Below are 12473 nucleotides of genomic sequence, written 5' to 3'. Positions count from 1 at the left end.
GCGCCATTTGCGCTTTCAGATACAGCTTGGACGTCTTATCCGTGAGCTTCTTGTAGAAGACGGCGTGGAGATAGAAGGTGCTGAACTTAAAATTCCGGGCGAAGACATGCCGGCTGATCAGATCACAAGCATCCCGATAGTGGTTCATAGTTTCCTGCATGGCTGCTGGTCCCGCAGTATCGTCTGGCGCGAACTTGATCTGCATTTTGAGTACTTGCGCGTTTTGCATACTGGCCTCCTTTGGTGGGAAAGTACGTTCCCATCCCCTAAAACCAGCATACCAGATTGCCCTAGCGAACAGTCAAGTCAAAAGCTCAGCGATTCCTCCCCCACTTACGGCGAAGCCGTTGAAGTGGGGGTATCCTCGCTGTTTTTGGATGAATGATTAAGCATTGCGGCGATTAAGAAATATGTTAACAACGCCTGTTAAGCTGCCCGCTACAATCAACAAAGACACTAACGCCCATATATTAAGCGGCTGCTGCCAATCCAGCAGGCGGTAGCCTAGCTGTGCAAATGGGTTCAAACTGATTCCGAACGGCAGGAAGGTGATACCTGCCGAAACGATAACGAGCACGGCGATTCGGGTACTGATGTGATGTAGCAAGAGTGTGCCGGCTTGTACCCCGGCGGTGAGGCACCAAACGATCGGTGCGGCAAACACGGCAAGTATGGCGGCTTGGACACCGAGTGACGTTTGGGGGGTCAGCGGATACGACCACGCCACGGATTCTTTACCACCAAAAAGTATGGCTAATATTCCTGTTGTACCGCCACAGATCAGACTAAAAAGGGCCATCAATACGATTGTGCTGACGAGGTTTTCCCACATCACATGGCTGCGCTGGCGGACATGCAGGAGGAGAAATTGGTGGGTTTTGGTGTCAAAACTGTCTCGCCACAACCAATTCAATCCAAGTAGCAGAAATATCAGTATCGGGGGACAAAGCAGAAACAGAAATAGGCGGGTAAGCACCGCGCGTGGTGCCAACGAGTATATTGAATTGATCACCGTTTGACCGGTCGCCAGCAAGTATCGGTCTCGTTTCAACTGCCGTTTGATAGTCTGAATATCCAAAGTGGTAAATTCGGCAGCACCATTGGGCACATATTTGTCCAATTGCATGCTCGCTTCTAACATGGCTACATGCCAGCGCGTATAGTCATGTTCATTCCCAGCAGTTTTTGCCTGACTGCCGCGATGCATCGCCACTAATAGCTGCTCCTTGGCGTCAATCATGTGCCAGTAACCGATCATGTGCTTGGGAATCTTGGCCGGTTTCGGCGGTATCTCCCGCAACTGGCCGCCCAGTTCCTCACTGCCGCGCTCCAGCCGGGCTGCAATCGTACTATTTTCTTGGGCCAGCTGCCATTTAGTCACGCCAAAAAAGGCGGCCCCGGTGACGATTGCGACGCCAATAATCAACAGCCAAAATCCGCGGCGTTTAACCCGCAGCCAGGATAAAATCGCCAAATTACGCATGACCATCCCCCGCCTTCACAGGTCGCGCATGATGATACAGTTCCGCATACCGGGCTTCGGCCCCATCGGCGACAGTTTCAAACTGTAAGCCCTGATCAACCTTAAAGATGATCTGATCCGTGACTTTGTCCAGTTCATCCAAGTTGTGGGAAGAGACAATTACCATTTGCGCCGTCGACTTAAAGTCCTCCAATAAGTTGCGAATAATCATGACACTGTCAGGGTCCAAGCCGTTGAGCGGTTCATCCATCAATAATAGCCGTGCTTCAGGTAAGAGTGCCAACACGATCATCAATCGCTGCTTTTGCCCCTGCGAAAGACTACTCACCCGTTGATCCACAAACTGCGTGATTTCTAACTGCTCACTCACCGCAGCGATTCTTGCCGCCGCGACATGATGCTGCAGTGCCACAAACCGAATATGATCTCGTCCCGTCAAGTATGGATATAAGACACTGCTGTCCTGGGCATAGGCGACATTGGCAAACACGAGATTAGGCGTAAGCACAGTGCCATCCAAAGTAATCGCCCCTTGAGTGGGATGCAACAGACCGGTGATTAAATTAAACAAAGTACTCTTGCCGCTGCCATTGGGACCCACCAGGCCATATACACCCGATGTCATCAGCGTCAGATTAGCTTCGATAAAAACTGGATGGCGCCGATACGCAAAACTTAAGTCCTTAATTTCAAAATTCATCTTAACCAAAATGACCACCCTGCTTTCTTTTTAGCGGTATCAGTGCCAATACCAAACACACGATGGCCGCTATTCCAATACCGCTAATAACCCAAGGATATACGGCGGCCCGTTGACTGAGAAAATAGCCCAAATAATTACTGACAACCCAATCGCCATTCAAATACGTATATGGATTATAAATACTGACGGGCAGGACAAGCCCTAATAGAGGCAATGCCACCATGATCAAGAGTGCCAGCAAACGCATCCTAACCAGGCGATTAATCAATAGCGTCAACGTGCTATTCAGAAAGAGAACAACGAGTCCAAAGATACCTAAAAGACCCAGGTACCGCGCCAACGGAATAAAAGTGATTTGTAGTGGGGCAAAATAATTGGCCTCGGCAGTGGCCGTCAACCATAAGTATGGTGAGACAACCTTCTTGCCTAATGCCCAAGCTTGAACAGGATAACGCAAATCACCCAATCCATTGCGCAGCCAAGCATAAACTAAAAAGATGCCAAGTGCTGTGAAAAGCATGAGACATGATAAAACTAAATGCACCCCCAATTTAGTCAACACCATCTTCACCCGGCCATAATGTTGTAATCGTAACCATGTCGTATGATCGTTTTGAGAATCACGTTCATTGGCTAAAATATCTCCAAGAAAAATATTAATTGCTGCCAATGCAATCATTATGCCGCCGATCGTACTCCACAACCAGATTTGTTCCCACCCCTTAACATAGAAACGTTGGGTAAGCTCTTGAAATACCTTGTCCTGAAACACGGGAACATTATTGGTCAGAGCCGTCTGAGGATTTGTCCGAATAGTCAGCGGCAGCATGGTCGGAAGCTGATGATGCTGCAGATATACCAGTTCCTTACGCGTCGCCTCTACCTCACCAGAATGCAAATTAAAATCGATAATGTTGTCACCCGAGTATGACAACATCGGCCATTTTTGAATAAACTGTTTGACACCAACTTCACGCAAGCTCGTTCCATCACGGCGCTTAAGGGCCACCAGTTGTTTATCTAACAGACTAATTGTTGACTTTGTTTCAGGTAACAGTTGTTTAGTGCCTTGAAACGGATTGGGCTGCTTCAACTCTTTGATTGTTTGTTCACTAGTTTCCACTGCATCACTGAGCCGTTGACCTTGTGTGAATATCGAAATTTCAAGAGACCCCACCATAAGCATGAGTAAAAGCATTATGCAGGGAATGATTTTGTTTTGCCGCCACAGTTTTGTTAACTCAAGACGAATCATATTCGCTCACCTCCCGCTGGTTCTTTCACAATCTATGATCGGATTTGCGGCAGATTGTCAGGCCAATCCATCAAACAGCACCGCTAGACTTAGCCAATTTGAGACCACCAAGCTTTCTTCTCAGCGGCATAATCGTCAATAATAAACACCCGACGGCTATTATTCCAATACCGCCAATAATCCATGGATAAACTGACGACCGTTGACGGAGGAAATAGCCTAAATAATTACTGACGACCCAATCGCTATTTAAATACGTAAATGGGTTATAAATACTAGCTGGCAAAACAAGCCCTATCACAGGCAATACCACCATGATTAAAAGTGCCAGTAATCGAATCTTAACTAGCCGATTAATCAGCAGCGTCAAGGTACTGTTCAAGAAAAGAATAGCGAATCCAAAAAAGCCGAAAAGGCCTAAGTACCGCGCCAAAGGAATGAAAGTAATCTGTAATGGCGCAAAATAATTGGCCTCTTCCGTCGCTGTCGGCCACGAGTATGGTGAAATGACCTTCTTGCCTAATGCCCAGGCTTGAACAGGATAACGCAAATCACCCAATCCATTACGCAGCCAAGCATAAACTAAAAAGATACCCAGTGCCGTGAAAAGCATAAGACATGATAAAACAAAATGCACGCCCAACTTGGTTAACACCATCTTCGCTTGACCATAATTGTGCAGCCGTAACCAAGCCGTATGATCACTTTGAGAGTCATATTCATTGGCCAAAATATCCCCCAAAAACATATTGATTACCGCCAGTGCAACTAATAGGCCGCCAACCGTGCTCCACAACCAGATCTGTTCCCACCCCCTCACATAAAAACGTTGCGTAAGTTCTTGAAACACATTTCTCTGATCCACAGAAACAGTGTTGGTTAGGGCTGTCTGGGGATTTGTCCGGATGGTGAGCGGCAACATGGTCGCCAGATTATGTCGCTGTAAATACAATAACTCTTTTCGTGTGGCTTCCACTTCTCCAGAGTGCAGATTGGAATCCACAATTACGTTGCCTGAATAAGATATCATGGGACTAATTTGAGTGAACTGTTCGACAGCATCTTTACGCAAAGCCATGCCATCACGACGCTTAAGATCGACTAATTGTTTTTCTAGTAGTTGCATCGCAGACTTATCCTTAGGTAACCATTGTTTGGGATCTTTTGGCTGGATTGTCTTTTTTAATAATTTAATCCATTGTTCACTAGTCTCCTCAGCAGTATTAAGCCGTTGACCTTGCATGAATGTTGAGGCCTCTAGGGAACCGACCATGAGAATGAGCAAAAGCACGATGCAGGGTATGAGTTTGTTTTGCCGCCACAGTTTTGTTAGCTCTAAGCGAACCATACAAGGCTCCCTTCCCTCAAAAAGATCTCTATAGTCCCTTGCTCATTGGAAAGATAGAGAGCGTGACCTTGAATGTACCTGCGGACCTGCTCACATGCTCAGTATGTTACATAGTGCCGTGGGAATCAACAGATGTGCCTCTTGAAATCAAATTGGCCGTTGACAGCCGCAATCCCGTCCGCTATGCTATGGGTAATCAATTTGAAAGGGAGTGGCGATCATGGCAAAAACAACGAAGAAGAGCATTGTTATGGACGCTGCTTATCCCGCCGCTGATTAATCTCATTTTTTGATGTTAACACCTGTGGAATAATGCAGCCCAACTATTAGGCACAACGTGATAGTGGACAGTTATTCTGACAGGTGTATTTTTGTGCCCTTTTTTAGGACAATTGCCTGCTATTTGACTCAACAGATAAAGATAGTGAGGTTTTTTATTGATCAATTATTTAGAAATGTACGGTCTCACAGATCGCATTCGCAACACCGCCCTGCTCTCGGCCAACACTCAATTGGCCCGGGTCATTGGCGAACAAAAAGAGTTGTATCGGGTGGTCACTGAGGACGGATTGCATTCGGCTGAAGTCACTGGGAAGTTACGGTTCAATGCCGTCTCTCGGGCAGATTTCCCGGCTGTGGGCGACTGGATCGTCTGTCGCGCAGTGGCCAATGGGCCGGTTCTCATCGAAAGCATTCTTCCTCGGTTTTCCCAATTCACCCGGAAGATGGCCGGAGTGACCACGGATGCCCAGGTGGTGGCAGCCAACATGGACACAGTCTTCATCGTCATGGCGCTGAACCACGATTTTAACCTGCGCCGCCTAGAACGGTATGTGACTTTGGCCTATGACAGTAATGCGGCCCCCGTGGTCGTGTTAACCAAAGCAGACTTAACCGATCATGTCTCGGAACAAATTGCCGCTGTACAAGAAACGGCCCCTGGGATGCCAGTACAGGCGGTCAGTGCCGTTGCGGGCCAAGGCAAAGACGCGCTTTTGCCGTATTTCCAGACCGGCCAAACCGTGGTGCTGTTAGGCTCTTCTGGTGCTGGCAAATCCACCTTGGCCAATTGGCTGCTGGGCGCTCAAGTCCAGGCCACGAAGGATGTCCGGTCTGGTGATGACCACGGGAAACACACCACCACAAGCAAGGAAATTTTCCGGTTGCCCACTGGCGGCTTATTGATGGACACACCGGGAATGCGGGAACTGCAACTTTGGGATACAGACGAGACCTCTTTTGCCCAATCTTTCCAGGATATTGAAGCATTGGCACAAAATTGCCGTTTCCGCGATTGTACCCACGAACACGAACCCGGGTGTGCTGTGCAAGCGGCCATCCAGGCTGGCACGTTAGATCCGCACCGACTGGCGAGTTATCGCAAGTTGCAGCGAGAGAGTGCTTTTATTGCTCGGCAAACGGCGCAGCGCAGTAAGGTGCTGGAACATCGGGCAAACAAACGACGATACGCCAATTAACTCATTAAAATAATCGTGCCCCACAATGGCAACTAGTCGCCATTGTGGGGCACGATTTGATTTTAGACGGATTTTAGCAAGTTCTTCTCGTACCATTTCTTCCCCCGGAATCGAAGAAGGAAAATGGTGCCGCGCACGCCCCACTCTAGGGACATCACCAGGTAGATACCCACCAAGCCATACCCCCAAACAATCCCGACTAGGTAACCAATACCGAGCCGAAATAGCCACATCGACAGCAATGATACGGTGGTGGTGAATTTGCCGTCCCCGGCGGCCCGCAAAGCATTGGGCAGTACGAAACTGATCGGCCAGGTTAAGCAGTGCATCACTAAACAGATAAGGTACATGCGGAAAATGACCGGTACAATGGCAGCTGGCGGATTAAAGATTTGGATCCCCACTGGAAAGATCGGCAGCAAGATTAAGTCCACGGTGAGGAAAAGAATCATGCCCAAAATGACAAAGGACTTGGTGAGTTTGCGGGCATCGTGGGTGTTGCGCCGGCCCATGGATTGCCCAACAATGGGAACCAGCGCCGTCCCCAGCGCACTGGGAATGATTTCGGACAACTGAATCCAGGAACCGCCGATGGCATTGGCCGCAATCATGTCGGTACCCAAGCTGACAATCATAATTTGCATGATGATTTTGCCACCATTAAAGAAGATCGACTCGGCGGCAAACGGAATCGCCACGAGGATCACTTGGCGCACGGTCGCAAAATTGATGCGCTTCAGAATTTGCAGCCGCATGTTGAAGATGGCCCGATTGCGGTACAACATCCAGATGGCTAAACCAGCCGCCAAGACCCGCGAAATGTTCAGCGAAATGGCGAGACCGATCACACCCATTTTCAACCAGCTGACGAATACAATATTGAAGCCTAAATAAATGGCATTCATGGTCAGCGATAATTGCAGCGAGGTCTTTGTTCGACCGACTCCGCGCAGACTACCGTTAGTGCCTTCCACCACAGCTTGGAATGGGTAACTGATCAAGATTCCCATTAAATACGTGGCGGCATCGTCTAAGACACCCGGATCGGCGCGCCCAAATAAAGCCGTTAGGATCTGCTCGTGCAATACCATGAACACAATCGCCAACAAAGTGGCTACCAGAATCGCGCCATACACGGTACCGTTCACCAACTTACCGAGGATGGCGTAGTCTTTGTGCCCATAATGCTGAGCAATCAACACGGTCCCGCCTAAGCCAATGGCGACGAAGAACTGCACCAAGAAGATGTTCAAACTCCCGACCATGTTGACCGCACTGATGGCGGCAGTCCCGGAGGAAGAAATCATGCTCGTATTAATAAAGTTGAAACTGACCAGGAAGAACTGGTCAATCACAACGGGGATTAACAGGGCAAAGACAAACCGATAGCTGATGTCGCGCCCCGAGAAGAAGCGTGTCAGAAACTGGTTGCCGCGTTCGCGGATAGTGGCCATAACGATATTCCTTTCGTGGATTGGGTTTAACTCCATTGTATCGAATTATCCCAGGGAATGGGCAACCGGTTTCTAAATGTTCAGTGGCCGAGTTTACTCGAAGCATGGCGCCATTCAATTGGCGTGAGAAACGAATAATTTAGGCCGTTCGCGTATTTTGATAATCAATGCCACAGCAATCCAGACAAGAACGATCCAAGCCGCGAAAATGGCAATCCATTTGCTGGGCGGTAATGTATCGAACAAGTCGAGCCGGTAAAACATGTCTGAAAAGGCATCATAGTTCGCTGGCAAAAAGGGCTGCACTTCTTTTGGAAACAAAGCTAACAAATTCAACGGTTTGGCAAAAGCAATCACGCCGAGACAAAAGATGTTGGTGACGGAACCTTTAATCCAAAAACTGAATAGCAGCGACAAACCGGCCAAGAAAAAGGCCCAGAGATTGATCAACAAAAACCATAACCCATAGAATTGCCACAAAACCACAAAGATGGTGTCACCTTTGTTCATAAAAACAATGGGATACAGCAGACTACCGAGATCGTGGTCAGGTGTCAGAGTAAAGATCACGATATTCAGAATCACGACACTGAGCACCACCAAGTCAAAAACAAGAATGGTGAGGAAAGCACGGGCCGCCTGATACCGGAACATGGAAATGGGTAGCGTTCGCGTGAAATCATCTGATTGATGTGAGTACTCTCTCGTAAAAACCAGACCGAACAGAATACACATGAGTGCGAGAAAGACCCGTACCAACAAAGTGTTATTACTTTGCAGCCAATCATTCCAGCGGTGAATACCAAGTACGTTAGCGACTACATTGAGTGCATCGCTTCTGTCACTGACCAAGGGTGTCACATTCAACCGCTGTGTCACAAGATATTCATATGGAATGTTTAAATCAACATGTTCCTTTTCTTGGACGGTCGTACTTGATTCCCAGGTATTGATCCACATATCGTTAAAGCCCGCAGACAAGATTATTCCGGGATAATAATCCCGAGGTGCTTTTTGCAGTTGATACAAAATAAGCAAGTTAACCAGTCGATATTTCTTTTGGTGTAGTGCATTCTTGATTTTCCGATAGTTCATTTCAGAAAAGTCCCGCTGGTCTTTTGGAACATTCGATGACTCCGTTTTGTCAGTATTGGGAGAATACTCTCTGATAGGCAGGTCAAGTTGTTTGTCCATATATCGGATGGACCGGGAAATCGAAGTGGGTTGATTTGGGAAAGTAGTAATGTCGAACCGACCCGAGAAGTATATCAAGACAAAAAGCAGGCCAAAAGCAAGAGCAATTAGCCGCCAAGGCAGTCGTTTGAGTTGAAAGCGCAAAAAACTTCTCATTTTTGACCCTCCTCATACGTTTTCGGCAAGTAGTGGTTACCGATTTTGACTTGCTAAACTGGCTCGACGTGAAGATAGCGGCCGTTCCTGAATTTTGATTATCACCGCTAATGCCGCCCAAACCAATATATCCCAGACGATAAAAATCAATATCCATTTGGCGGGTGGCAACATATCAAACTCTCCCATCAGGTAAACCATGTCAGACATTGCCGTGTAGCTTAACGGTAGAAACAGCTGAATCTTTTGAGGCAGCATTGCTAATAAACTCAACGGTTTGGCAAAGGCAATAACGGCAAGACAAAATATGTTAGCAATTGGATTCCTAATCCAGTGACTAATGAGCAAAGATATGCCGCATAGTAGGAATGCCCACAGGTTTAGTAACAGTAGCCAAATTGCATAAAACTGCCATAATATAACCAGGGCGGTGTCTCCATTGTGGACGTAAACGAGCGGATAAAGAAAACTGCCAAAATTATGATCAGGGGTCAACGCAATGATGATGATGTTCAACCCGATTGCAATTACCAATGCGCAGTCGAATGCGACTATCGTTAAAAAGGAGCGAGTGCTCTGATAACGAAGAACGGATACAGGCAAAGTATGGACGAAGTTATCAGTTTTGTTTTGGAAATTCTTCGTGGAAACAAAACCAAATAGCACGCACATGAGTCCAAGAAGGATGTACAGAATCAAACCACTGTCCCCATTTTCCAGGTCAATTGGCTGATAAGTACCAAGTACTCTACTGATAGCGTTGACGGCATCACTCCGATCACTGACCATCGGAGTGACGTTCAACCGGTGAGAAACAAGGTAACTATAAGGCAATGCAAGATTAATCCTTCCTCTTGTGTTCCCAGTAAACCAATATCCTGCGGTTAATATATATTGAAAGCCGTCTTGGGGGACGTCACGTGACTGTGCCAGAATAAGTTTATTGACTTGGCGATAGTCCCTCTGGCTCAACGCACTGCGGATTCCTTTATAATTTGATTCAGAAATAAGTCTCTGTTCTTCCGACAAATGCGGTATGGATTTATCGGCAGGCGGTTGAGAATATTCCTTAATCGGCGGATCAAGCCACCCAATCATATTGCGAATTGATTGGGATGTGGAGGTCGACTGGTCTCTGTAAGTTGTAATGTCGTGCTGAACTGGCACACAAATCAAAATAAACAGCACACTGGCAGTGATGACCAATAGCGACAACGGCAACTGCTTGAACTGAAATCGAAAAACATCCTTCATCTTCCACCCCTCCTTACAATAATTGCCGGTGATGCACCACCCCAAAGGTGCCGATCAGAAGAAAAATAGCCCAGCTTAGCAGGACAGCAATACCACCAAAATATCCCAGTGTGGGCCAGCTTGTTTGATGCAGAATCAATGCCGCGTAATTAAAATACGCAGAAGGTAGAAACTTTGCGATTGAACCAACAGCTGATTGCGCAATCACTGCGGGCAAACCAGTTAATAATACAGCACCCGCAATGATGAAGTTCGTTCCGATTGTCGGCCAAAAAAGACTGGTAGCCGTATTTAAGACAATAAAAAATAGCAGAATCGTGAAAATCAGGCCAATGAATCGGAGCATAAATTGGGCAAGCGTCATAATCAGTGCGTGCTTCCCATCAAGAGAATAGACTAATGGATAATCCCAAGCGCCCCAGCCGTTGTGCAGCCCGGTCACTACAAAGACACTGAGGACTGCAGCCAGGAATATTGGGATATAAAGCGTCAAGGATACCAGTACACGGGTCAACAGTACTTTGAATTTACTGATGGGTAAGATATTGGTGAAATTAATGTTCTCCTCGCGTTTATCCAAAGTAAAAAGTTCAGCCATTGCCACTAAGAAGACAGCGATAATCAGAAATGGCGATATATGATACAAAAAGGCATATGTGAGGTAGTTCGTTGCTGGTGCGTGGATCGCGCCGACGGGGATCTCACGAATATGATGTTTCAGCAAGTAGTTGTAAAAAGTCACTTCTTTGGTACGTCCCAGCAATGAACGGTCTAGCGATTCCCCCGTATACTTAATTAATTGCAGGCGAATATGGGGATCTGCAGCAGTGACACGCTGGGTGTATTTTGCGTAGTTAAGCAGTACCGTATTGAGCTGATCGACATCCGTGGCCGGACCGGCACTCGCAGTCATGATGATTTGGTCGAAGTAAGAACGCTCCTTCACTTTTTGGGCAAGCCGCTCATTTTCACTAGCGGTCCGGTATTTCTGCTTGCGCAACGCAATGATTTCATTGGATAAGGCATCACCAGAAGCCGCATAGTCACTATACAATCCGGCTTGAGTCGTATTGGGCTTCCCTGTTTGCGCAAAGAAAGTGCCCAGCATAAGAATGACTAATGCGGCATAAACGACAATATTGGTGGCCGACAAAAAATGGCGTTTGAGATCGATTTGATATTGGGCCAGCATCTCAATCGCCTGCCTTCAAGAATGTTTGATTGTAAATAGTCAGCATGTCTTGGCCGGTATTTTTAACGTCAATAATCTGTTGATCTTTCAGGAAAAAAACACGATCGCTGACACGACCAACGCTGTCCATTTGATGAGAGGAAATGACCATGCTTTTACCGGCGTTCTTCAACTGCAGAAAAATATGTTCAAATTGTTGAATGCTGGTGGGGTCCAGACCGTTTAACGGTTCATCGATAAACAGGGTTTGCGCGTCACTAATAATGTACATGGCTAATAAGACATGCTGCTTCATGCCGAGTGATAGTGTCTTGATCTTCTTCTTGTAATAGTCGCGCATTTCCAGTTCGTCAATGACACTAGCAATGTCGATCTGGGAACGCCACATTGCTTTGACGTAGGTTAAGTGGTCCGCAACGGTGAGTTCAGAATAAAGTTGATTGGAGTTTTCCAGGAAGAACAACTGTTTCAGGTACTTGGTGCGGTGCTGGTATAATTTAATATCGTTTAACACCAAGGTGTCTGCCGCAGTAAGCAAGAGGCCGCACAGCAGCCGTAGCAAAGTAGTTTTTCCTGTCCCATTAGGTGCAACCAGACCCACTAATTCGCCATCATGAATTGAAAAATTCAGGTGGTCAAAAATTGGGTGGTGTTTAAATGAGAAAGACAGATCTGTGACTGTGAGCATGTGAATCACCTCGCTGGATTGGACAATCGAACATAAATTGACGGTTATCGTGTATGCAGAAATACCTCACACCACGTTAATCAAAATGTAATGCTTAGTTTCTTATCTGTCAATAATTTAATGGGCCAACTTTAACTACGTGCTTATTTGGCGGTGGCGCTGATGATCAAAATGCGCGGGCTGTCTCAATCAGAATGCTAAAAAAAATAAATGAAGTAACCGTCATATTAAAAAGAGACCCAGGCAAAAGTCCAAGTCTCATCCGTAT

General features: G+C 46.8%; 11 protein-coding genes. 1 reads left to right on the top strand and 10 read right to left on the bottom strand.

Annotated features, from left to right (window positions below; genetic code table 11):
* From FD09_RS13145 to FD09_RS13125, 5 genes are all read right to left on the bottom strand, one after another.
* On the bottom strand, positions 1–229 hold a 229-nt coding region (locus tag FD09_RS13145), incomplete at its 3' end, for a hypothetical protein (RefSeq protein WP_057822148.1).
* Positions 230–385: 156 nt separating this feature from the next.
* A complete protein-coding gene (locus tag FD09_RS13140; RefSeq protein WP_057822147.1) occupies positions 386–1489 on the bottom strand; it encodes a hypothetical protein in 1104 nt (367 codons plus the stop codon).
* Complete coding sequence (locus tag FD09_RS13135) at positions 1476–2183, bottom strand: ABC transporter ATP-binding protein (RefSeq protein WP_157053820.1); 708 nt, start codon at positions 2181–2183, stop codon at positions 1476–1478. The genes FD09_RS13140 and FD09_RS13135 overlap by 14 nt, the downstream gene beginning before the upstream one ends.
* Before the next feature lies 1 nt (position 2184).
* Positions 2185–3441: a hypothetical protein gene (locus FD09_RS13130; RefSeq protein ID WP_057822145.1), complete on the bottom strand. Its 1257-nt coding sequence runs from the start codon at positions 3439–3441 to the stop codon at positions 2185–2187.
* 70 nt (positions 3442–3511) lie between these two features.
* Positions 3512–4789 (bottom strand): hypothetical protein, encoded by a 1278-nt coding sequence (locus FD09_RS13125; RefSeq protein WP_157053819.1) that lies wholly within the window; start codon positions 4787–4789, stop codon positions 3512–3514.
* 437 nt (positions 4790–5226) lie between these two features.
* Here FD09_RS13125 and rsgA point away from each other — a divergent pair, with 437 nt between their 5' ends.
* Complete coding sequence (gene rsgA / locus FD09_RS13120) at positions 5227–6267, top strand: ribosome small subunit-dependent GTPase A (protein WP_157053818.1); 1041 nt, start codon at positions 5227–5229, stop codon at positions 6265–6267.
* Positions 6268–6329: 62 nt separating this feature from the next.
* Here the strand turns inward: rsgA and FD09_RS13115 are convergent, their stop codons facing one another.
* The 5 genes from FD09_RS13115 to FD09_RS13095 all read right to left on the bottom strand — a co-directional run bounded on the left by FD09_RS13115 (position 6330) and on the right by FD09_RS13095 (position 12205).
* Positions 6330–7721, bottom strand: a complete 1392-nt coding sequence (locus FD09_RS13115; protein ID WP_057822143.1) for an MATE family efflux transporter — start codon at positions 7719–7721, stop codon at positions 6330–6332.
* 114 nt (positions 7722–7835) lie between these two features.
* Entirely contained in the window at positions 7836–9071 is a 1236-nt protein-coding gene (locus FD09_RS13110) for an ABC transporter permease (protein ID WP_057822142.1), read from the bottom strand.
* Positions 9072–9107: 36 nt separating this feature from the next.
* On the bottom strand, positions 9108–10325 hold the full coding sequence (locus FD09_RS13105) for a hypothetical protein (protein ID WP_057822141.1): 1218 nt from the start codon (positions 10323–10325) through the stop codon (positions 9108–9110).
* Between the two features lie 13 nt (positions 10326–10338).
* Positions 10339–11517, bottom strand: a complete 1179-nt coding sequence (locus FD09_RS13100; RefSeq protein WP_057822139.1) for an ABC transporter permease — start codon at positions 11515–11517, stop codon at positions 10339–10341.
* Between the two features lies 1 nt (position 11518).
* Positions 11519–12205: an ATP-binding cassette domain-containing protein gene (locus tag FD09_RS13095; protein WP_057822138.1), complete on the bottom strand. Its 687-nt coding sequence runs from the start codon at positions 12203–12205 to the stop codon at positions 11519–11521.
* Positions 12206–12473: the final 268 nt, after the last annotated feature.

The organism is Schleiferilactobacillus perolens DSM 12744 (assembly GCF_001435585.1).
In the GTDB taxonomy this organism is placed as follows: domain Bacteria; phylum Bacillota; class Bacilli; order Lactobacillales; family Lactobacillaceae; genus Schleiferilactobacillus; species Schleiferilactobacillus perolens.
The sequence above is the reverse complement of the archived record's forward strand: the minus strand, read 5'-3'. Positions and strand labels throughout refer to the sequence as shown.

Coding starts and splice junctions, on each gene's coding strand:
- FD09_RS13135 (WP_157053820.1), bottom strand. CDS start 2,183: ATGAATTTTGAAATTAAGGACTTAAGTTTTGCGTATCGGCGCCATCCA.
- FD09_RS13130 (WP_057822145.1), bottom strand. CDS start 3,441: ATGATTCGTCTTGAGTTAACAAAACTGTGGCGGCAAAACAAAATCATT.
- FD09_RS13105 (WP_057822141.1), bottom strand. CDS start 10,325: ATGAAGGATGTTTTTCGATTTCAGTTCAAGCAGTTGCCGTTGTCGCTA.
- FD09_RS13125 (WP_157053819.1), bottom strand. CDS start 4,789: ATGGTTCGCTTAGAGCTAACAAAACTGTGGCGGCAAAACAAACTCATA.
- FD09_RS13140 (WP_057822147.1), bottom strand. CDS start 1,489: ATGGTCATGCGTAATTTGGCGATTTTATCCTGGCTGCGGGTTAAACGC.
- FD09_RS13100 (WP_057822139.1), bottom strand. CDS start 11,517: ATGCTGGCCCAATATCAAATCGATCTCAAACGCCATTTTTTGTCGGCC.
- FD09_RS13115 (WP_057822143.1), bottom strand. CDS start 7,721: ATGGCCACTATCCGCGAACGCGGCAACCAGTTTCTGACACGCTTCTTC.
- FD09_RS13095 (WP_057822138.1), bottom strand. CDS start 12,205: ATGCTCACAGTCACAGATCTGTCTTTCTCATTTAAACACCACCCAATT.
- FD09_RS13110 (WP_057822142.1), bottom strand. CDS start 9,071: ATGAGAAGTTTTTTGCGCTTTCAACTCAAACGACTGCCTTGGCGGCTA.